The sequence below is a fragment of the Amycolatopsis sp. NPDC024027 genome, from assembly GCF_040638975.1.
Lineage (GTDB): Bacteria > Actinomycetota > Actinomycetes > Mycobacteriales > Pseudonocardiaceae > Amycolatopsis.
The window spans coordinates 45,645-66,111 of sequence record NZ_JBEZYY010000027.1 but is presented as its reverse complement, the minus strand read 5'-3'; the positions used below and the strand labels follow the sequence as shown (position 1 = coordinate 66,111).

Sequence of the window (20,467 nt, the reverse complement as noted above, 5' to 3'; positions counted from 1 at the left end):
GGAGCACCGTGAAGGCCGAACCCGCCGTGCAGCGCCAGTTGCTCGAGCTCGCCAAGGTGGACGCCGAGCTCTCGCGCACCGCGCACCGACGCCGCACCCTGCCCGAGCTGGCCGAGATCGACGCGGGGGAGAAGACCGCCCGCGAGCGCCGCGACGCGCTCGTCTCGGTGGAGACCGCCGCCTCCGACCTCGACCGCGAAATCGCCCGGCAGGAGAAGGAGATCGAGTCGGTGCGCGCCCGCGAGGACCGCGACCGGAAGCTCCTGGCCTCCGGCTCGGTGAACTCGAAGCAGATGACCGACATCGAGCACGAGCTGCAGTCGCTGGAACGCCGCCAAAGCGCGCTGGAGGACGACCTGCTGGAGCTGATGGAGCAGCGCGAGGCCCTCGGCCTGGACGCACAGCGCACCGGCGCCGAGGTCGACAAGGCCGAGGCCGAGGTCGCCGCCGCGATCGCGCGCCGCGACGAAGCGTTCAAGGACCTCGACACCACCCGCGCGCGCCGCGAAGAAGACCGCGTGAAGCTGGTGCCGCGCTTCCCGGAGCCGCTGCTCAAGCTGTACGAGCGCGTCCGCGAGCACAAGGGCATCGGGGCCGCACTGCTCCGGGCCCGCCGCTGCGGCGCCTGCCAGCTGGAACTGGACCGCAACACGGTCAACGAAATCAAGGCGGCACCGGAGAACGACGTCATCCAGTGCGAGAACTGCGGCGCGATCCTGGTCCGGACCTTGGAGTCGGGTCTGTGACATCGCACGGTGTCTTCGGGGGTGCAACCCCCGCACCCCGCCCGAGGGGCTCCGCCCCCACGGACCCCCCGAAGCACGTGGTCGTCGAAGCCGACGGCGGTTCCCGAGGCAACCCGGGTCCCGCCGGCTACGGCGCCGTGGTGAAGGACAGCGATGGCCAGGTCCTCGCCGAGCGCAAGGAAAGCCTCGGGGTCGTCACCAACAACGTCGCCGAGTACAACGGCTTGATCGCCGGCCTGGCCGCCGCGGCCGAGGTCGGTGCGTCCACTGTGGACGTCCGGATGGACTCGAAGCTCGTGGTGGAGCAGATGTCCGGGCGCTGGAAGATCAAGCACCCGGACATGCAGCCGCTGGCCGAGCGGGCCAAGGAGCTGGCCGGGGGCTTCTCCCGCGTCAAGTACGAGTGGATCCCGCGGGCGCAGAACTCCCACGCCGACCGGCTGGCCAACGAGGCCATGGACGCGGCGACCGGCAAGCCCGCGGCCGGCCGCCCCGGCGCCGCCACGGCCGGCCGGGCCAGGCAGGTCGCCCGGCAGACCGCCGTTCGCGGACCCGCCGCGGCCGAACGGGAACCCAGGGCCGCGGCGGCCGACCCGCCGAAGCTGCCGACCCGCAAGCCCGACCGCTCGGCCGTGCCCTGGACCGGCGCCCAGGGCACCCCGACCCGGCTGCTCCTGCTGCGCCACGGCCAGACCGAGATGTCGGCACTGCGCCGCTACTCCGGCCGCGGCGACGTCCCGCTGACCGAGCTGGGCCGCACGCAGGCCGCCGCCGCCGCGAAGCGGCTGGCCGCGATGGAGGGCCTGGTCGTCGACGGCGAGGCTGTCCCGATCATCTCCTCGCCGCTCACCCGCACGAAGCAGACCGCGCAGGCCGTCGCCGACGCGCTCGGCGGCCGCGTCGAGACCCACCCCGGCCTGATCGAGACCGACTTCGGCGAGTGGGAAGGCCTGACGTTCGCCGAAGCGGCCGACCGCGACCCCGGACTGCACCGCTCCTGGCTGGGCGACAGCGCGGTGGCGCCGCCCGGCGGGGAGAGCTTCGAGGTCGTCCACCGGCGGGTCCGCAAGGCCCGCGACGAGCTCATCGCCGAGCACGGCGGCCGGACATTGGTGCTGGTCAGCCACGTGACGCCGATCAAGACCCTGCTCCGGATGGGCCTCGACGCCGGGCCCCAGCTGCTGTTCCGGCTGCACCTGGACCTGGCGTCGCTGTCGATCGTCGAGTTCTACCCGGACGGGAACGCGTCGGTCCGCCTCGTCAACGACACCTCGCACCTGGCCTGACCACGGCTGAGGTTTTACAGAAGTGTGGGGTGGATCACGCTCGACCCCGACGCCTGGCCGACCCCGGATGGGGTATTGGCTACAGTGTCTCGACCGCGTCGCCGCGGTGTCGGGTCCGGCCTCCGGGTCCAGCAAGGGGGCGCCGGCTCGCGCGTATCCCACCGGCAGAAGCCTGCGGGCGGAACAGTGACGAGGACATGACGGCTAGCGCACTCACCGAGACCTCCCCGAGCGACGTCCCCGAGGACCCGGCCACCACCACGGCCGCCCGCGGCTGGGGCGCGCGCCTGGCGCCGGTGCTGGCCGTGCTCGCCGGTGTCGCGGCCGTCGCCGTCCACGCCACCCGCTACGGCCACTGGATCGTCGACGACGCCGCCATCACCTTCTCCTACGCCCGCAGCTTCGCCGACGGCCTCGGCCCGGTGCTGCAGCCGGGCGCGCCGCCGGTCGAGGGCTTCTCCGACCCGACGTGGATGGTGCTGCTCGGCCTCGGCAAGCTCGTCGGCCTCTTCGACCACGGCGCCCTCTTCGGCCTCCCGGACTACGTGCTGTTCCCGAAGGCGCTGGGCCTGCTGTTCACCGGCGGCGTCCTGACGGCCTGCCACATCGCCGCGAAGCAGGTCTTCACCCGCTTCGCGTGGCTGGCGACGCTGGTCGTCGGTCTCACGCTGGCGACGATCCCGTCGTACGTCATCTGGGTCGTGTCCGGCCTGGAGAACTCACTGTTCGCGTTCGTCGTCGTCACGCTGGGCGTGACGCTGTTCGTGTCGGTGCGGCGGGACAAGCTGCTGACGCCGAAGGTCGCGCTGTGGGCCGGGCTGCTGGTGGCGTTCGCCGCGCTGACCCGCCCGGAAGGCCTGATCTACGCGGGCGCGTACCCGCTCGCGGCGCTGTTCCTGCTGCGCTCCGGGCTGTTCTGGAGGAGCTTCCGGCTGGCGCTGCTGTCGGTGGCGGCGTTCGCCGTGCCGTTCGGCGCGTACGTCGTGTGGCGGCACTCGGAGTTCGGGCGGCTGCTGGCCAACCCCTCGGTGGCCAAGCAGCAGGGTCTGCCCGGGTTCGACGCGGTGAAGCGGCCGTTCGAGCTGGTCGGCTACGCGGGCTGGGCCGGCGTGATCGCGCTGGTGCTGGTGATCGTGTTCGCACTGGTCAAGGCGCCGTGGCGGCGTCCGCTGATCGCGCTGCTCGTCCCACTGGGGCTCGGGATCATCGCGTACGGCGTGATGGTCGCCGACTGGATGTACCAGCACCGGTTCGCCAGCCCGATCTGGCCGCTGGCGGTCATCGCGGGCACGCTTTCGGCCGGTGAGCTGCTGCGCCACCGGCAGGCGCTGCTGCGCGTCGGCGTCGTCGTGGTGCTGGTGGGCGCGTTCGTCCCGTCGGCCATCGGGTTCGCGGCCGCGGCGGACAAGTTCGCGAAGAACCCGAACATCACGGCGTGCCTGGTGGCCGACCGCTTCGGCCGCGGCTTCAACACCTACGCCGACATCCTCGGCGTGCAGAAGGCGTCGCTGCTGCTGCCCGACCTCGGCGGCTCGTCGATGACCAGCCGGCTCGAGCTGGTCGACATGGCCGGCCTGGTGAACAAGCCGATCGCCGACCTGGTGCACGAGAACGACCTGGCGGGCCTGCGCAACTACGTGTTCGACACGGTCAAGCCGACGTTCATCCACTCGTGGGGCCCCTGGGCGGCGGGCAACGGGATCGCGCTGGACCCGCGCCTCGACCGCGACTACGTGCTGATCTACAGCTCCCCGATCGAGGGACTCCGCAACGGCGACTGGGTCCGGCGCGACGCGGTGACGGACCCGGCGAAGCTGAAGGCGGCCCAGGAGTACGCGGCGAAGACGATCCCGGCCGTGGCGGCGGACCGCTTCGGCGGCCCGCTGGACGACTGCGGCGCGACGATGAAGCCGGGCCAGACGATCACGACACCCAGCTGAGGCTATTGGCCGTCAGCTCGCGAACCCGAGGCTCAGCCAGAGCGCGACGGTCGCCGCGGCCAGGCTCAGCGGGGTCGTGAGCGCCCCCAGGGCGTGGAAGGTCCTCGGCGAGGGCGGCTTCGGGAGCGTCCGGCGCCACAGCAGGGTCGCCAGTGAGCCGAGGTAGGTCGCGTTCGGGCCGATGTTGACGCCGAGCAGCACCGCCAGCAGCACGCCCGGCGCCGGGTACGGGCCCAGCACCGACAGCAGGATGAGCGTGGCCGGCAGGTTGTTGACCAGGTTGGCCAGCAGCGCCGCCACGCCCGCGGCCACCAGCAGGTCGACCAGGCCCGTCGACGTCGGCAGGACCTCGCGGAGCACCCCGCCGAGGACGTGCTCCGACACGGCCTCGACCACGACGGCCAGGCCCAGCACGAACAGGCACAGCTGCGGCGCCGCCTCGGTGACCAGCTGCCACGGCCGGATCTTGCCCCGCGCCACCGCACGCACACCGAGGATGAGCGCCGCCAGCGCGGCGATCCAGACCGGCTCGACGTGCCCGAGCTGCCCGACCGCGAACCCGGCGAGCGTGAGACCGAGGATGACGAGGGCGAAGACCGGCGTCTCGAGGTGCTGCCGCGGATCGGACGTCTCGCGCGGCCGCAGGTCGGTCTTGAAGAACCACAGGAACACGACCAGCTCGACGGCGATCGTGACCAGCCACGGCAACGCCATCAGCGCGGTGAACCCGGCGAAGGTCAGCCCGGACGCGGCGAAGGCGAGCAGGTTCGTCAGGTTGGACACCGGCAGCAGCGTCGACGCTGAGTTGGCCAGGTGCGCGCAGGCGTAGACGTGCGGCCGCGCGGGGAGTTCGAGGCTGCCGGCGGTGGCGAGCACCACCGGGGTGAGCAGCACGACGGTGGCGTCCAGGCTGAGGATCGCAGTGACCCCGGCGGCGGCGGCGAAGGTGAGGACGAGCAACCGTCGCGGCCGGCCGTGGCACGCCTCGGCGAGCCGGTTGCCGAGCCAGGCGAAGACGCCGTCGACACTGGCCAAAAAGGACAAAAGCAGGATCGCGGCGAGAAAACCGAGAGTGGGCAGGATTTCCACGGCCCGCGCCCCGGCGGCGGCGGGCGATACGAGCCCGAGCAGAAGCACGACCCCGGCGGCCGGCACCGCGGCGACGGCTTCCGGCCACCCCCGCGGCCGGACGATGGCGAAGACGAGCACACCGGCCAGGAGCAGCAGGCTGGCCGCGCCCGCGAGGAGGTTCACGCGTTCACGCTAACTGCGGCCCGGTTTTGTCGGTGCCGCCGGGTAGCGTGGAAGACGGGGGCGCCCCCGCGGGCGGGAGTCCAAACTGGACATGGCTGCCCGAAGCGGTGGGCCGAAGTGTTGGGCGAAGTGCGAGCTTGCGCGGCCTCGGCTCAGTGGGCTCCGGCGGGCTGCGCGGCCGGGCTTGCGGGGGCCGGGACGGTCAGTGCCCGCTCACGCTTGCCATCGTGCGCAACCCTCCGCTGCCTCACGCTCGGCGCCCGCCCGCAACCTCCGCAGCCCTCAGGCTCAGCGGCCGCCCGGGTGCTGCATCGGCGGAACCTGCGGGATTCGGGAACGGCTAGCCCCCGCCCGCGCTCGCCACCCTCCGCAGCCGCAGCCGCAGCCGCAGCCGCAGCCACCCTCCGCAGCCGCAGCGCGCGGGTGCTGCATCGGCCAGGTCTGCGCGGTCCTGGAACAGCTCAGCCCGCGCCCGCGTGCTGCACCAGCCGAACCTGCGCGATCCGCGAACGGCTCATCACCCGCCCGCGCACACCGCCGAAACCTGCACAGCCCAGGCTCAGCGACCATCCACCCGCTGCGAAGACTTCGCCAGCGCCCCACCGAGCTCCGCCCGCCCGGGAATCCCCAGCTTCCGGTACGCCCCGGACAGGTGCAGCTCCACCGTCCGCCGCGTCAAGTGCAGGGCCGTGGCGATCTCGCGGTTGGTCAATCCCTGGGCCGCCATCACCGCGATGCGGTTCTCCTGCCGGGTCAACCCGTGCTCGTTGTCCTTCGCCGGCGTCAGCGCACGCCGAGAGGAGCGCAGCTCCTCCGCCGCCCGGCGGGCCAGCGGGCGCGCTCCGCACTGCTCGCTCAGCTCCACCGCCTGCCGGAGCGTTTCGATGGCCTTTTCGGACTGGCCGTGCCGGGACTGCAGCGTGCCGAGCTCCGTCAGCGCCGTCGCCAGCTGCAGGCGGGCCGGGGACGATCGCAGCGTCGTGATCGCCTTCTGCAGCGCCCGCTCCGCCTCGTCGTCCTCGCGGACCAGCCCAAGCGTCGTGAGCGCCGTGCCCAGTGGCCGTGCCGCGCCCCAGCGGGCCGAGGCGTTGATGTCCTCTTCGGCCAGGCGGGCCGCGTCGTCGGTCTGGCCGAGGGCCAGCGCCGCCCGCGCCGCGTGCGCGCGCCACGGCACGAACCCCGGGAACCGCATGCCGTGGTGCGCCAGGCGCCGCCCGCAGCTGAGGAGGTCCTCGAACCCGAAACGCGTGTACCCCGTCGCGACGCGCAGGCGGCCCCGCGCGTACAGGAGGTACGTGTGCGTGAACAGGCCCTGGCTCGCGACGAAGTCCATCCGGTCCAGCAGGGACGTCGCCGCCTCGAACCGGCCGAGGTCCACCCAGCACTCGACGAGCTTCGCCGCGCACAGCACGCCGACCGGGCAGGTCGTCGTCCCGCCGCGCTCGTCGAAGCGGCGCAGCAGGGACTCGAAGTGCACGCTCGCCCGCTGCAGGTCGCCGCTGGCCTGCAGCGCGATCCCGCGGGCCAGGGTGGGCAGCGCCCCGTGCGGCACGTGCACGTCCCACGGCTCGCGCTCGACGTCCAGGACCCGGCACAGCCGGTCGACGTGCGCCGGCTCGTCCGCGAGCACCGCGGTGGCCAGCGTGAAGAAGTAGTGCTGTTCGAACAGCTCGCCGCCGTCTTCGCTGTTCGGCTCACGGGGGGTCCGGGTGGCGGAGCCCCCGGCCCGGGGCGGCGCCCCGGCTTGATTCGGCTCACGCGGGCTCCGCGTGGCGGACTCCCCGGCCCGGGGTGGCGCCCCGGCTTGGCTCAGCGCGTCCGCGAAGTGCCCGACGGCGTCCGGCGCCGACTCGCCGCTGCGGACGGCGTCCAGTGCCAGCAGCGCCGAGCGGCTCCGCTGGGCCGCCGGGTCGGTCAGCGGCGCCCACTGCTCCTCGAAGTCGCGGAACTCCGGGGGCGGGCCGAGCCGGCTGCCGGCCTCGGCGAGGTACGTCATGCACAGCAGCGGCCACACGGCGTCCGGGCCGCCCGCGTCGAGCCGAGCCGCGATCTGGCCCGCCGCGCTGATCCCGAGCCGGGCGTCCTGGCCGCCGCAGAGCGACAGCAGCATCGCCGTGGCGATGTACGCGGCCGTCTCGCGGTTGCCGACGGTGTCGACGGCTTCCCGCACCCGCTTCGCCGCGCCGGGCGGGTCGAACTGGAACTCCGCGTGCGCGAGCTGCAGCAGCACGGCCATCCGGCGCCCCGAGGTCAGCCGCTCCTCCAAGGCCCGGCGCAGGTGCCGGGCGGCCAGCTCGGACCGCCCGGAGAACACCGCGTCGCGCGCGCTCAGCCGCAGCATGTCCACCGCCCACGGGATCCGGATCGACGTCGCTTCCAGCAGGTGGGCGGCCACGCGCTCGGGCGGCGCCCCCGCCTCCGTCAGCAGCTTCGCCGCCCGGGAGTGGTTGACGGCCCGCGTGGTCTGCGGCATGTCCTTCAGCAGGGAGTTGCGGACGAACGAGTAGGTCAGCGTCGGCTGGTCGCTGTTGTTCAGCACGTGCAGCCGGACCAGGGTGTCGATCGCCTGCAGCGCGTCGAGCTCGTCGACACCGGCCAGCCGGGCCAGCAGGTCGAAGCCGGCGTCCTCGCCGAGGATCGCCGCCGCGTGCAGGATGGCCGGCGCGTGCGGGAACTCCTGCACCCGCGTGGTGAGCACCTGCCCGATCAGCGACGAGCCGAGCTCGTGCGGGTCCGCGCCGGGCAGCAGCCGCGGCCGCAGCGCCTGCAGCAGCACCGGGTTGCCGCCGGTCGCCTCGCGGCAGGCGGAGGCCAGCTCCCCGGGCGCGAGGCCGAGGATCTCCGCCGCGGCCGCGTCGCCGAGGCCGTTCAGCGTGATGGTGACCGGCGTGCTCCCCACCATGTCCAGCAGTGCGACCTCGCGGTGCGGGGGATAGCCGATGACGGACGTCAGGACGAGCAGCACCGGCCGGTCGAGCACGCGGCTGCGGAGGTAGGCCAGGCAGCGCATGGACCAGGCGTCGGCCAGGTGGATGTTGTCGATGCCGAGGAACAGCGGACCCCGCTCGGCCGCGTCGCGGACGATCCGGAAGAAGAGGTCGAGCGCTTCGCTCTCGCCGGCCGAGCCGCACAGCTCGGCCACGGGCGGGCGCGCGGGTGCCCCGGGCTCCTCGAGCGCGTCGGCGAGCTGGCGGACGAGCCCGCCGGCCAGGTGGCTTTCCAGCCGCGACCCGGTGGCCGTCGCGACGGTGAAGCCCGCGTTCGCGGCCAGCGCGCCGGCGGTCCGCAGGATGGCGCTCTTGCCCATGCCGAACTCGCCGGCCAGCACCGCGCTGGCGGCCGTGCCGCCCAGCACGACCGGGAAGAGCCCGGTCAGGCGGCCGAGCTCGGGCTCCCGGCCGGGGAGCCGCGGGGCGGGACGCTTCGGTACCGAAGCCCCGCTGGCGGGGTGCTCGGGATTTACTTCGGTATCCACCGTAAGGACTTTCATGTTGGGTTGGGGCAGACTACTGGAAACCGGCCGACCACGGGAGACACCGCGGACCGCGGCCGGTACCGGCCACGACCTGACCAGGGGAGACGATGGACGCAGTGGATGCGAACCGGGTCCTCCCCGCGACCGGCCCGGCCCCGCAGAGGGCCATCGTCGCCACGCCGAGCGCGAGCAGGAGCAGCGGGCCGGCCACCGGCCCCCGCAGGGCCGCCGCCCCGGCCGACTTCCGGCGCCGGGCCGCACCGTCGCCCGGCGGCAGGTAGCCCAGCCGCACCGCCTCCGCCAGTGCGCCGGCCACCGGGGCGAACCCGGAGACCCGGCCCCGGCAGCGGGCGCAGCCCAGCAGGTGGGCTTCGAACTCTTCCGGATCATCGTGGACGCCGAGCCCGTAGGCCGCGGCGTCCCCCTTCCGCTCCCTCATCGGATCGTCACTTCCCCGAGCGCCTTCCGCAATTGCCGCATCGCCGTGTACAACCGCGATTTGACAGTTCCCTCGGGAATTCCGAGAATTTCCGCCGCCTGTCGAACGGTGTTTCCCGCGAGATAAGTCTCGTAGATGACGGACTGATATTTGGCGTCCAGTTCCCGCAATGCCCCAGTAATCGTTAGCGCGGCTAACGAGCTGTCCGTGCGGTCCGTGGACTCGGCGTTTTCCGGGATCTCCAGAGCGACCTCCTGCGGGCGGACGCGGCGATTCCTCCAGCCGTCGATGACGATCCGCCGAGCCACCGTGAGCAGCCATCCGCGCAGCATTCCGGGCTCGCGTTCGAGCGTGTCGGAGTGCTGCCAGGCGCGGATCATGGTCTCCTGCACCACGTCTTCCGTCCACTGTCGATCATGGTTGGTCAGGCTCATGACCTGCGCAAACAGGGTGGCGCGGAAGTCTTTGTAGAGCAGTGGGACGAGATCGTCTCCTGCGGCGGGGCCGGTGTCGACCGCGGTCGCGGACGACGCGTAGCCGACGTGGCCGCGACCTTCTCTTCCCGGTACTTCCATAAAGCTCGCAACCTCACCTGACTGGCGGACCGTGGGGTCATCGGAGCGTAGCGCAAAATCACTTAATAGGCCATATGCATTAGTTTCACGCCTCAATTCGAGGCAGTGTGGGCGCGTGTCGTCGCGGACCGGTTCACAATGTGTCTTGTGATACACGTCACAGGTCACTAAAAGGTGACGGTGAGAACCGGATCGCACCTTCTCCCCGTAACAGGAGGTGAGGACTCCTTTGCGAAGGGACAACGGGGATGCCGCTCCGATTCGTGGCGTTGCTGGCCGCCGCGACCGCGCTCGTGCTGGGCTGTGCCGTGCCGGCGTCGGCCGGGGAACTGCAGCAGTCCGACCGCGCCCTGCTGACCCGGCTCAAGCAGCACACGCTGTGGTCCGTGCCGTCGAGCAGGCTCGCCGCCGACCGGGCCACCAACCGGCGGGTGCGGGCCGTCGCCGTCCGCATCGCCGACGACCAGGCCCGCCTCGACGTCGCCCTGCGCTCGGTCGCCGACCGGCTCGCCGTCACCCTGCCGGGGGAGCCGACCGACCAGGAGCGCGGCTGGGCCGACGAGATCGCCGCCGGCTCCGGCGACGCGTTCGACCGCGCCTACGTCAACCGCCTCCGCGCCGAGTACGGCACGCTCTTCGGGCTCGCCTCCGACGTCCGCGCGGGCACCCGCGACGACGACGTCCGCGCGTTCGCGCAGACCGCCGTCGACACCTCACTCGGGCACCTGACGCTCCTGGAGAGCACCGGGCTCGCCGAAACCACGTCCCTGCTCGTCTCCGCCACCGAGGACGACACCCTCGGCGGCGGTGCCCTCGCCGCCGGTGCCGTTCTGGTGGCCCTCGCCGCCGTCGCCACGTTCGGCCTGCTTCGCCTGCTCGGAACCCCCGGCAGGCCCTCGCCGCGCACCCGGAGGTAAGCCGCCCCATGTCCCTTTCCGCCGCGCTGATCCCGGTGTCGCCGCACGACACCGGGATCGCCGAGGCCGCCGCGCTGTCCGGCCGCCTCACCTACCTCTGCATGTGCCTGACGCTGTGCTGGGGCGTGCTGGCCGCCACCGGCTGGGTCCGCCGGTTCAGCGGCCAGGACGCGATCCGCACCGGGCACGTCGTGCTCGCCGCGTTCACCCTCGCCACCGGGACCATGCACGGGCTGACCTTCCTCTTCCTGGAGGACGACCCCTTCGGCGTCGCCGACCTGCTCCTCCCCTTCTACGACGGCACGCCGCGGCACGCGCTGGGCATCGCCGGCCTCGAGCTCGTCATCGCCGTGTCCGTGACCGCGGGGCTGCGCCGCAGCGCCGGCGACGGCCGCTGGCTGCGCTTCCACCAGGCCGGGTACCTCGCCATCGGCCTGCTCGCGGTGCACGCCTGGCTCGGCGCCATCGCGAGCGGGCACCTCGCCGTCGTCTGGCTCACCGGCATCACGCTGCTCGTCCCGCCGGTGCTGCTGTCGGTCCTGCGCGTGCTGCCTGCCGCGGTGCTGGCCCGCGCCGGCCTGGTGACGCCGCCGCCGGCCGGGGACGACCCGGAGCCGGCCACCGTGCGCGTCGACGTCGACAGCGAGCGCTGCCACGCCTACGGGGTCTGCCAGTCCGAGGCCCCCCAGGTCTTCCAGCTCGGCCTGGACGGGCAGCTCGCCTACGAGAAGCGCCCGGGTGCCCAGCTCGTCCCGCACGTCCAGGCGGCCGCGCGCGCCTGCCCCATGAGAGCCATCCACCTGTTGGGAGCCACCCGATGAGCGAACGCATCGTCATCGCCGGAGCCGGCCTCGCCGGCCTGCGCGCGGCCGAACGGCTGCGCGAACTCGGGTTCGACGGCGAAGTCGTCGTCCTCGGCGCCGAACCCGACATCGCCTACCACCGGCCGGCGCTGTCCAAGCAGCTGCTCACCGGCGCGGTCAGCCGGGCCGACACGCTGCTCGCCGACCCCCTCGAGGTCGACGCCGAATGGCGGTTCGACACGCCGGTCACCGCGCTCTCGCCGAACCGGCAGGTCGTCCACCTCCGCGACGAGGAACTGCACTACGACGGCCTGATCATCGCCACCGGCGTCGAGCCGCGCCGGATGCCCGGCGCGCCGCACGGCCACCCGCGCGTGGTCGTCGTCCGCACCCTCGCCGACACGATCGCCCTCCAGCGCGCCCTCGCCGGCAACCCCGGCCCGGTCGCGGTGATCGGCGACGGCTTCATCGGCTGCGAAGTCGCCTCCAGCCTGCGCGAGATGAACCGCGAGGTCGTCCTCTTCGGACGGGCGAGGTCCCTGCTGGCCGACGTCCTCGGGCCCGACATCGGCGAGTGGCTGACGGCGCTGCACACCGCCCGCGGCGTCCGCCTCGAACTCGGCACCACGATCCGCCGCTGGCGGCCCGCGCCCACGCACGTCGGCCTCGAGTTCGCCGACGGCCGCGCCCTCGAGGTCGCCTGCGTCGTCGTCGCCGTCGGCAGCGTCCCGGCGGTCTCCTGGCTGCGCGGCGCCAAGCTGCCGCTCGACGACGGCGTCGTCTGCGGACCCACCTGCCACGTCGTCGGCTCGTCGACGATCGTCGCGGCCGGCGACGTCGCCCGCTGGCCCAATCTCCGCTTCGACCCCACGCCTCACCGGGAGGAGCACTGGCTCAACGCCGTCGAGATGAGCCGCGCCGCCGCCCAGAACCTCCTCGCCGGCCCCCAGGGGTCGCCGGCCTACACGCCGGTGCCGCGCTACTGGTCCGAACAGCACGGTGTCCGCATCCAGGTCGCCGGCCGGCCGTCCCTGGCGACCGACACCGTGCTGCTGGAGTCGCCGGTCCCGGGCACCCGGCCCATCACCGGCTTCGTCCGCCAGGGCCGGCTCGTCGGCCTGATCGGCCTCGACAGCCCCGCCGCCGTCCTGCACTGGACGGCCGAACTGGCCCGCCAGCACCCGGTGCCCGCCGAGTCCCCGCCCGAGGTCCGGCCCCGCCACCGCACCGGGGCGGTGGCCGGCTACTGAGCTACGATCCAGCACGCGGACGAGCTGGCAGGGCGGTCGCGGGCCGGGGCGACCCGGCCCGAGGAAAGTCCGGACTCCGCAGGGCAGGGTGGTTGCTAACGGCAACCCGGGGTGACCCGCGGGAAAGTGCCACAGAAAACAGACCGCCCCCGTTCTCGAACGGGGGTAAGGGTGAAACGGTGGTGTAAGAGACCACCAGCGTCCCGGGCGACCGGGACGGCTAGGTAAACCCCACCCGGAGCAAGGCCAAGAGGGAGCCCCCGGGCTCCTGCGCAGGCGTTCGAGGACGGCCCGTCCGAGCCTGCGGGTAGGCCGCTGGAGCCTGCCGGCGACGGCAGGCCGAGATGGATGGCCGCCGCCCCGCGAGCCGCAAGGCGACCGGGGAACAGGATCCGGCTTACATGCCAGCTCGTCCGCCTCTCACGTGCTCGAAGAGGCATCTCGCGTGATTGGAGAGGCATCTCGCGTGCTTGGAGGGGCATCGGCGTGATGCCCGCCTGATCACGTGAGATGCCCCTCCAGACACACGTGATGCCCGCCCGCTCACGCGAGATGCCCCGTTCGGCCCGTCGAAGTGTGGTTCCCCGCCTGGTTACCCGGTAGTAGGGTGCTGGTATGTCGGGTGACGAGAAGCGGTTCAAGGCGGCTTTCGATTCTCTGCACGCTTTCTCGTACTTCGCGCCCGAAGTCGATGCCGCGCTCACCGGCATCGGCCTGCGGCCGGGCCGGATGCCGTACTTCGCGAGCCGGTCGGCGGCCATGGGGGCCGTCGGGCCCGAGGTCGTCGCGGCCACCTTCTACAACTTCAACCCCGAGGTCGTCGCCCGCGTGATCCCGCGCGCCTGGACCCTGGCGACGCCGCAGCAGGTCCTGGACGCGCGGCTCGAGGGTGTCGACAAGGCGCTGACCCGCCTGCTCGGCGACCACGTCAAGAGCGACGAGGTCGCCGAAGCCGCCGAACTCGCGCGCGAGGCGAGCAGCGGGTGCACCGGCGAAGGACGTCCCCTCTACGCCGCGCACGCGGGGCTCGACTGGCCGGGGGAGCCGCACCTTGTCCTCTGGCACGCGATCACCCTGCTCCGCGAGCACCGCGGCGACGGCCACATCGCCGCCCTCCTCTTGAACGGCTTGAGCGGCCTGGACGCCCTGGTCACCCACGTCGCCACCGGTCGCGGGTTCGCCACCGCCCCGGCCAAGCTGACCCGCGGCTGGAGCGACGAGCAGTGGGCGGCCGCCGAGGCCGCGCTCACCGGCCGCGGCATCCTCGACGCCGAGGGCGGGCTCACCGAGGCGGGCACCGCCGTCCGCGCCGCCGTCGAGATCGCGACCGAGTCCGCCGCGCGGGCGCCGTGGCTCCACCTCGGTGCCGAGCGGACGGCCCGGCTCGAAGACCTGTGCCGCGGGCTCAGCCGCCGGATCGTCCAAGCCGGCGCTTTCCCGGACGGCGTCTTCCGCCGGCCCATGAGCTGATCGACCAGTCAAGATCACGCTATGTAGTGAAAAAGTTGTGAAGTTTCGGGCACCCCGTGACGGACAGCACTCGCGTCGAAGATCGACATGGGCGCCGACCGGCCAACCGTTGTCACAGAGCGGACTCGGGGGACGCGGCCGTTCGTGTCATGCAACACTGTTCCAGGCCGCACAACGGCCAGAGCACCAGTACCCACAGTGAGCAAATCCCGAGCAATGGGGTGAGTTCGTCAGCACACTGAGAAGTATGGGTGGTCGGGGTTCAACCCGAGGGCCCTTGCCGCGATGATGGTGGGCGTGGAGATTTCGTGTGCCATCCGCGCCACGCCGGTTGACGAGCCAGCCGGTCTCTACGCTGTGCACTTTGACCACTACCCCTCGTAGCCCCCATGATGTTGTTCGAAGCACCGCCTGAGCCAGAACCGCGCGGGCTCCACCGCGCACCGGGAGTATCGCGATGATGACCTTGACCACCCTCGACACGCTGGCCGCCGGCGAACTGGGCACGGGCAACGTGCGCCAGTGGCTGCTCGACAACGTCATCCCCCTGGTGCTGCTGGCCGTCGCACTCCTGCTCCTGTGGCTGGGCGGCGGTAAGGGCGACAACGCCGGTGTCATGCGCCGGCTCGCCGGCGTGGTCATCGCGCTCGCCATCATCGGTCTCGCGGTCAGCGGCGCGGGCGTGAACGTGGGCCAGTGGATCGCCGGCCTGTTCACCGGCTGAGACGGGGTCCGCGTGCGCATCAGGACCGACGACGAGGTGTACCGGGTCGACGCCGTGTGGCTCGGCCCGCCGAAAGCGACTTTTCCCTGGAGAGCCCGGTACGTCGCGTGGCTCATCGGCATCCCGACGTTCTTCGTGGTCCTCGGCGTCGAACGCTGGGCCGGGTGGAGCTTCGGGTTCTTCTCGACGGCGTGGGGCTTCATCGCCACCATCGCGATCACCCGGCTGCTCACGGCCAAGATCAGCCACGAGCGCCCGCTCGGCACCGTGGTCGCGATGGCGGGCCGCGAGCTGAACACCCCCCGGGTACGGACCACGGGCACCGGAGGCGCGGTCAGCGCCAGCCGCGTCCGGGTGCGGGCCGAGCGCCCGCTGCCGAAGCACCGCCGCAGGCGGCAGTACCAGCACCACGGCGGCCCGCCGGGTGCCACTCCACCCTTGCCCCCGCCACCACCCTCAACGGGGGCGCTTCGCGCCACTGCGCCGGTTTACCAGGGAGCACCACGAGCGCGCCGGAGCCGGGGCAACCCGGCTCGGGCCGGGAGGTAGTCGTTGTTCGGTCGCGGCGGTAGCCGAGGAAAACGGGGTCGGGACACCCACTCGGGCGGATGGCAACCGCCCGAGCAGGTCCGCGCGTCGCGGAACGGCTCGGGGAACAAGGCGCGCCTGCCCGGTGAGCAGGCGATCCCCGCGTACACCCCGTCGATCGCGGTGCGCAGCATCGACGGGCACCTGGTCCGCACCGGCGTCGAGGTCTACGCCTGGTACCGGCTGGCGCCGCAGCGCTGGTCGTTCCGTTCGGACTCGCAGCGGCGCGACCTGATCGCGGCCATCGCCGGCCAGTACGCCGAGCTGCAGGGCCGCTGGCTGCACCTGCGCGTGACGAACCGCCCGTACCCGATCCGGATGTGGGCCGAGGCGCACGTCTACAACGCCCACAACCGCCCCCACGACGTCCCGGGCGCGCTGTCCTTCGACGACTACCTGATCGGCGAGCAGCAGCAGCTGATGGGCCGCTCGATGGCCGAAAAAGAGGTCTACATCGGCGTCCAGGTGCAGACCCGGCGCATGGTCGACCGCGCGGTCGAGCGGGCCGCGCCGGTGCTGCGCAAGATCCTGCCCGAGGCCGTCGACGCCGAGCTGACCGCGCTGGACTCCGAGGTCGAGCACCTCGACCAGGTCATCGGCAGCGCCGGGCTGGAAGGCCGTCCGGTGCACGCCGAGGAGATGTCCTGGCTGATGCACCGCTCGTGCTCCCTCGGCCTGCCCGCGCCGCGGAACATGCCGGCCGTGCCGGGCGCCGCCTGGGAGCCCGAGGACCTGGCCAGCTTCACCGACGCCGCCGACTACTACGCCGACCCGTACGCGCCGACGGTGACCGTCCGCGGCCGCACCGGCTCCAACGCCGGCGTCTCGCGGCACCTGGCCGTGCTCACCGTCGGGCAGATGCACGGCCTGCAGATCCCCGAGGTCGACGACCCGTGGATCCAGCACGCCGACCGGCTGCCGGCGGCGGTCGAGGTGTCCGCCCGGATCTACGTCCGGCGTCCCGAAGAGGTCGCCAGCGAGCTGCAGCGCCAGATGAACAAGGTGCGCTCGCAGGTCAAGCACTACACCGACGAGCACGAGCTCGAACCCCCGCAGTCGCTGTCGCGCCAGGCCGGCCGGGTGCTGGAGATCGACGACGAAATGACGTCGGGCTTCACCGCGCTGGCCACCCGAGTGCGTTCCTGGTGGCGGCTGGCGGTGTCCGGCCCGACCGAGCGCGACGCGCTGCGCCTGGCCCAGCAGCTGCTCGACCTGTACAAGCCGAAGATCGCCATCGAGCACCCCGAGGCCCAGTACGCGATGGCCCGGGAGTTCATCCCGGGCGAGCCGCTGGCCTCGGCCGCGTACATGCGCCGCGGTTCGGTGGTCTGGGCGTCCTCGGCGGTCCCGACGGCGACCGCGGAGGTCGGCGACCGCCGCGGCATCCTGCTCGGCGAGACCTGCACGGCGACCCGGCGCCCGGTGGCCTGGGACCCGTGGATGGCCCAGGAGATCCGCGACGGCTCCGGCCTGACGGCCATGGTGGCGGGCCTGGGTGGGGGTAAGTCGTTCCTCGGCGGCGGCATCGTCTACAAGACGCTGCGCGCCGGGGCCAACTGGACGATCCTCGACCCGTCAGGTCCGTTGTCCCGCCTCTGCGACCTGCCGGAGCTGCGGCCGTACGCGCGCCCGATCAACCTGCTCAACGCCCAGCCCGGGATCCTGAACCCGTACCGGGTGGTCGCCGAGCCGCTGATCGAGCACTTCATGGACGAGGACGACCCCGAGCGCTCCTGGCGCCGCGAGAAAGCCCTTGCCGGTGCGACGCGACGCCGTCTGGTGCTCGACGTGCTGAGCGGTGTGCTGCCGTACGAGGTCTCGCGGATGGCGCAGACGCGGATCGTGCTGCTGCGCGCGGTCCGCGCCGTCGGCGGCCGCTTCGACGCCGATCCGGGCCAGGTGATCGATGCCCTGCGCCGGGATTCTTCGGAACACCACGAGCACGCCGGCGTCGTCGCGGACTTCCTCGACGAGATGCGCGAGCGGATGGCGCTGCTCATCCCGGAGACGGACGCGGACCCGTACTCGGAGACCCGTGACGACCGCCTGACGGTCCTGACGATGGCCGGGCTGACCCTGCCGAAGGACGGCGTCCCCCGCGAGTACTGGACGGACGCGGAATCCCTCGGCGTCGAGATGCTGAACCTGGCGGCGTGGCTGACCCAGCGGTCGGTGTACGAGAAGCCGAAGGAGATGCGCAAGGGCGTCTGGATCGACGAGGCGTTCTTCCTGTCCGAGGTCCCGACCGGGCGCGTGCTGATGAACCGCTTCGCGCGTGACTCGCGCAAGTGGAACGTCCGGGTGCTGCTGTCGTCCCAGATTCCGGCGGACTTCTTGAAGATCCAGGGTTTCGTGACCCTGCTGGACTCGGTGTTCGTGGGTCGCTTGGACGACGACGACGCCCAGGCGGACGCTCTCCGGCTGCTGAAGGTGCCCGTCGGAGTCGGGTACGAGCAGGTCGTGGCGGCACTGGGCCGACGTCCCGGCGCCCAGCAGCGCGGCTTGGAGCGGGACGTCGAGCCCCGCCAGTTCATCTTCGGCGACGGCGCCGGCGGCGTCGAGCGCATCCGCGTCGACTTCTCCGGCCCGCATCTGGACCACCTGCGGGCGGTCATGGACACGACCCCGGGTTCGAAGGACGCGGCGCCGTCACGGCGTCCGGGCAACGAGCTGGCGCTGCCACCGGACGAGAAGAAGCCGTACGTTGCGGTCCCGCCGGAGGACGACATCGAGCTGGAGCAGGACTTCGAGCTGGCGGCGGAACTGGAGGTCGGCCTGGCCGACGAGAACCTCCTGGGCGCACCGGACCCATTGGCGTCCGAGACAGGCGAAGTGGAGGGCGGCGTCCAGCCGTCGAACGGGCAACAGCACGCCCGGACCGGCGGAAAGGGCGGCACCGGCCGGGACGCCGCATGAACACCGTGCTGACGCTGGCGGTCCTGCTGACGTTGGCCGCGGGGTGGCACTCGCTGAAGCGGCGGATCAAGGAAGGTCCGCGGCCGGGGCGGCGCACGCCGGGGCGCAAGGCGACGATGTTCGCCGTCATGGTGGTTCTGGGCTTGCAGGCCATCGCGACGGCCCCGGCGGCGAGCGCGGCGGCCTGTGGCGAGGCCCCCAACCCCGAACGCCCCGGCGCGGGCATGGTCGGCGCGATCGACCCCGCCGAAGGCCACGGCGAGGCGGGCAGCCCGTACGTCGACTACAGCTACGCCGGGTTCGTCTGGAACACCTTCGAGACGAACTGCTCCGGCATCAGCCTGACGCCACCGGGCTCGACGCTCGACACCTGGGGCGGCAACCAGCTGTTCAACCTGGGCAAGAACATCGTCGGCGCGACGAACTCGCTGCATTACACCGTGCTCGAGGGCGGCTTGCTCAACCCGCTCTACAGCGCGGTGAAGTCGGGTGCGGAGAAGGTCTACAACAACATCTACGCCCAGCTGTTCGGGCTGGTCGCGCTGGTCATGTCGATCATGTTGTTCCGCAACATCTGGCGCGGCGACCTGGCCGCGGTCAGCAAACGGGCGCTGTACGCGATGGCGGGCGTCTGGCTCGCCGCGTCATCGCTGGCGATGCTGCGGTACTTCGACCCCATCGACAAAGCGATCGTCCAAACGACGACGAACATCCAGGCCGGGTTCGTCGACGACGCCGACAACCGCGTCGTCCGGCACGTGCTCCCGACGAGCCTGCACAACGAGATCGTCTACAAGAACTGGATCCGCGGGGAGTTCGGTTCGCCGACCGCACCGCAGGCCGACCAGTTCGGCCGTCCGTTGCTGGACGCGCAGGCCTTCACGTGGGCGCAGCTGCGCAACGGCGACGACGGCAACCAGGCCGTCATCGACGGCAAGAAGAACGCCTACAAGGACATCTCCACCAAGCTCGGCCCGGCCACCGGCTACTTCACCGGCGAGGCCGGCGGCCGCACCGGCGCCGGGTTCCTCTCCCTCGGCCAAGCTCTCGTCTACTCGCTCTTCCAGCTTCTGGCCAAGGCCAGCGTCCTCCTGGCCCAGGTCCTCATCCGCCTCTTCGCGCTCACCGCCCCGCTGATCGGCCTCGTCGCCCTCCTGCACCCGGATATCCTGCGCCGCGCGCTCAAGGTCGCCGGCGGGGTCGCCTTCAACCTCGTCGTGCTCTCGGTTCTCGCCGGCGTGCACGCCCTTCTGCTGCAGGCCATCTTCGACGCCGGCAACTCGCTGAACATGCTCACGCAGATGGTGCTCGCCGGGCTCATCACCGTGCTGCTGTTCATGGTCGGACGCCCGGTGCGCCGCCTGTGGCAGATGGTCGAGATGTCGGTCAGCATGGTCGGCGCCGCCGTGCCGTCGCCGGGCGGCGGGATCTTCTCGCGGTTCCGGCGCAACCGCAGCGGGCCGACCCCGCAGGACGAGTTCTGGCAGAACGTGCGCGACACCGACGACGTCGTCGACGGCGAGCAGCGCGGTCCGCTCGGCGCCACCGCGGGCGGTGGCCGCTTCCGGCCGGAAGCCACGATCTTCGCCAACGCCCAGCGCCTCGACAACTCCTCGGGCGCGTCCCGGCCGGCCGCCGCCTGGTCCGGTGCGTGGCCGGGGGCTGTCCGAGCCGGCGGCTCCGCGGGCGCGCTGCCCGCGGGCGGCCGCCCCGGCGCCCCGGTGTTCGGCCAGTACAACCCGGCCAGCGGCGACGGCGGCGAGTACGTCGTCGTCGGCGCGGGTGGCCGTCCGACGACGCGGGAGGAGAGCCGGCGCGTCGACACCTCGCCGGTGGCCGACCGGCGCTGGAGCGACGAGCCCGAGCCCGTCGTCGTGCCGTCCGACCTGCGCGCGCCCGAATCCGGCTTCAGCGACTTCCCGGCGCAGGACGCGCCACGGGTGCCGGGCGTGCGCGCCCAGCCGCGTCGCGTCGACCCCGAAGTCGTCGCGGGCAAGCCGGTCTTCGTGCTGTACCGGCCGTCGCGGGGCATCGAGGTCCGCGAGGAACCGCGGGACACCGACCACGTCATGGGGCGGTGACCG

Annotated in this window: 15 protein-coding genes and 1 other RNA gene; 12 read left to right on the top strand and 4 right to left on the bottom strand. The window is 72.4% G+C overall.

The window, feature by feature from the left end:
• Positions 1 to 8: 8 nt before the first annotated feature.
• The 3 genes from AB0F52_RS43420 (at position 9) to AB0F52_RS43410 (ending at position 3,972) form a co-directional block, all read left to right on the top strand.
• Entirely contained in the window at positions 9 to 746 is a 738-nt protein-coding gene (locus AB0F52_RS43420) for a C4-type zinc ribbon domain-containing protein (protein WP_360183864.1), read from the top strand.
• Positions 747 to 823: 77 nt separating this feature from the next.
• Positions 824 to 2,032 carry a bifunctional RNase H/acid phosphatase gene (locus AB0F52_RS43415; protein ID WP_360183862.1) on the top strand — a complete coding sequence of 403 codons (1,209 nt, stop codon included), beginning with the start codon at positions 824 to 826 and terminating at the stop codon, positions 2,030 to 2,032.
• Between the two features lie 197 nt (positions 2,033 to 2,229).
• Positions 2,230 to 3,972 (top strand): hypothetical protein, encoded by a 1,743-nt coding sequence (locus AB0F52_RS43410; RefSeq protein WP_360183860.1) that lies wholly within the window; start codon positions 2,230 to 2,232, stop codon positions 3,970 to 3,972.
• A 12-nt stretch (positions 3,973 to 3,984) separates the two neighbouring features.
• Here AB0F52_RS43410 and AB0F52_RS43405 read toward each other — a convergent pair whose 3' ends face one another.
• From AB0F52_RS43405 to AB0F52_RS43390, 4 genes are all read right to left on the bottom strand, one after another.
• The gene (locus AB0F52_RS43405; protein WP_360183858.1) at positions 3,985 to 5,226 is read right to left on the bottom strand and encodes an SLC13 family permease; all 1,242 of its coding nucleotides are present in this window, start codon (positions 5,224 to 5,226) and stop codon (positions 3,985 to 3,987) included.
• A gap of 559 nt (positions 5,227 to 5,785) precedes the next feature.
• Positions 5,786 to 8,701 carry an AAA family ATPase gene (locus AB0F52_RS43400; protein ID WP_360183856.1) on the bottom strand — a complete coding sequence of 972 codons (2,916 nt, stop codon included), beginning with the start codon at positions 8,699 to 8,701 and terminating at the stop codon, positions 5,786 to 5,788.
• A 31-nt stretch (positions 8,702 to 8,732) separates the two neighbouring features.
• Positions 8,733 to 9,140, bottom strand: coding sequence for a hypothetical protein (locus AB0F52_RS43395; protein ID WP_360183854.1), 408 nt, complete (start codon positions 9,138 to 9,140; stop codon positions 8,733 to 8,735).
• The gene (locus tag AB0F52_RS43390) at positions 9,137 to 9,715 is read right to left on the bottom strand and encodes a sigma-70 family RNA polymerase sigma factor (protein WP_360183852.1); all 579 of its coding nucleotides are present in this window, start codon (positions 9,713 to 9,715) and stop codon (positions 9,137 to 9,139) included. The genes AB0F52_RS43395 and AB0F52_RS43390 overlap by 4 nt, the downstream gene beginning before the upstream one ends.
• Before the next feature lie 248 nt (positions 9,716 to 9,963).
• On the opposite strand from AB0F52_RS43390, the gene AB0F52_RS43385 reads away from it, so the two are divergent.
• The 9 genes from AB0F52_RS43385 to AB0F52_RS43345 all read left to right on the top strand — a co-directional run bounded on the left by AB0F52_RS43385 (position 9,964) and on the right by AB0F52_RS43345 (position 20,464).
• A complete protein-coding gene (locus AB0F52_RS43385; RefSeq protein ID WP_360183850.1) occupies positions 9,964 to 10,632 on the top strand; it encodes a DUF4142 domain-containing protein in 669 nt (222 codons plus the stop codon).
• A gap of 8 nt (positions 10,633 to 10,640) precedes the next feature.
• Positions 10,641 to 11,453 carry a ferredoxin gene (locus tag AB0F52_RS43380; protein ID WP_360183848.1) on the top strand — a complete coding sequence of 271 codons (813 nt, stop codon included), beginning with the start codon at positions 10,641 to 10,643 and terminating at the stop codon, positions 11,451 to 11,453.
• A complete protein-coding gene (locus tag AB0F52_RS43375; RefSeq protein ID WP_360183846.1) occupies positions 11,450 to 12,685 on the top strand; it encodes an FAD/NAD(P)-binding oxidoreductase in 1,236 nt (411 codons plus the stop codon). The genes AB0F52_RS43380 and AB0F52_RS43375 overlap by 4 nt, the downstream gene beginning before the upstream one ends.
• Before the next feature lie 20 nt (positions 12,686 to 12,705).
• Positions 12,706 to 13,101: RNase P RNA component class A (gene rnpB, locus AB0F52_RS43370), an RNA gene on the top strand.
• A gap of 199 nt (positions 13,102 to 13,300) precedes the next feature.
• Positions 13,301 to 14,155, top strand: a complete 855-nt coding sequence (locus AB0F52_RS43365; RefSeq protein WP_360183844.1) for a hypothetical protein — start codon at positions 13,301 to 13,303, stop codon at positions 14,153 to 14,155.
• 457 nt (positions 14,156 to 14,612) lie between these two features.
• Positions 14,613 to 14,879, top strand: coding sequence for a hypothetical protein (locus AB0F52_RS43360; RefSeq protein ID WP_004562703.1), 267 nt, complete (start codon positions 14,613 to 14,615; stop codon positions 14,877 to 14,879).
• A 12-nt stretch (positions 14,880 to 14,891) separates the two neighbouring features.
• Positions 14,892 to 15,428, top strand: a complete 537-nt coding sequence (locus AB0F52_RS43355; RefSeq protein WP_360183841.1) for a hypothetical protein — start codon at positions 14,892 to 14,894, stop codon at positions 15,426 to 15,428.
• A 3-nt stretch (positions 15,429 to 15,431) separates the two neighbouring features.
• On the top strand, positions 15,432 to 18,383 hold the full coding sequence (locus tag AB0F52_RS43350) for an ATP-binding protein (RefSeq protein ID WP_360183839.1): 2,952 nt from the start codon (positions 15,432 to 15,434) through the stop codon (positions 18,381 to 18,383).
• On the top strand, positions 18,380 to 20,464 hold the full coding sequence (locus AB0F52_RS43345; protein ID WP_360183837.1) for a magnesium transporter: 2,085 nt from the start codon (positions 18,380 to 18,382) through the stop codon (positions 20,462 to 20,464). The genes AB0F52_RS43350 and AB0F52_RS43345 overlap by 4 nt, the downstream gene beginning before the upstream one ends.
• The last annotated feature ends 3 nt before the right edge of the window (positions 20,465 to 20,467 follow it).

Excerpts from the sequence above, each read along its gene's own strand:
- AB0F52_RS43345 (WP_360183837.1), top strand. The coding sequence starts at position 18,380 with ATGAACACCGTGCTGACGCTGGCGGTCCTGCTGACGTTGGCCGCGGGG.
- AB0F52_RS43380 (WP_360183848.1), top strand. The coding sequence starts at position 10,641 with ATGTCCCTTTCCGCCGCGCTGATCCCGGTGTCGCCGCACGACACCGGG.
- AB0F52_RS43390 (WP_360183852.1), bottom strand. The coding sequence starts at position 9,715 with ATGGAAGTACCGGGAAGAGAAGGTCGCGGCCACGTCGGCTACGCGTCG.
- AB0F52_RS43385 (WP_360183850.1), top strand. The coding sequence starts at position 9,964 with ATGCCGCTCCGATTCGTGGCGTTGCTGGCCGCCGCGACCGCGCTCGTG.
- AB0F52_RS43410 (WP_360183860.1), top strand. The coding sequence starts at position 2,230 with ATGACGGCTAGCGCACTCACCGAGACCTCCCCGAGCGACGTCCCCGAG.
- AB0F52_RS43360 (WP_004562703.1), top strand. The coding sequence starts at position 14,613 with ATGATGACCTTGACCACCCTCGACACGCTGGCCGCCGGCGAACTGGGC.
- AB0F52_RS43365 (WP_360183844.1), top strand. The coding sequence starts at position 13,301 with ATGTCGGGTGACGAGAAGCGGTTCAAGGCGGCTTTCGATTCTCTGCAC.
- AB0F52_RS43395 (WP_360183854.1), bottom strand. The coding sequence starts at position 9,140 with ATGAGGGAGCGGAAGGGGGACGCCGCGGCCTACGGGCTCGGCGTCCAC.
- AB0F52_RS43375 (WP_360183846.1), top strand. The coding sequence starts at position 11,450 with ATGAGCGAACGCATCGTCATCGCCGGAGCCGGCCTCGCCGGCCTGCGC.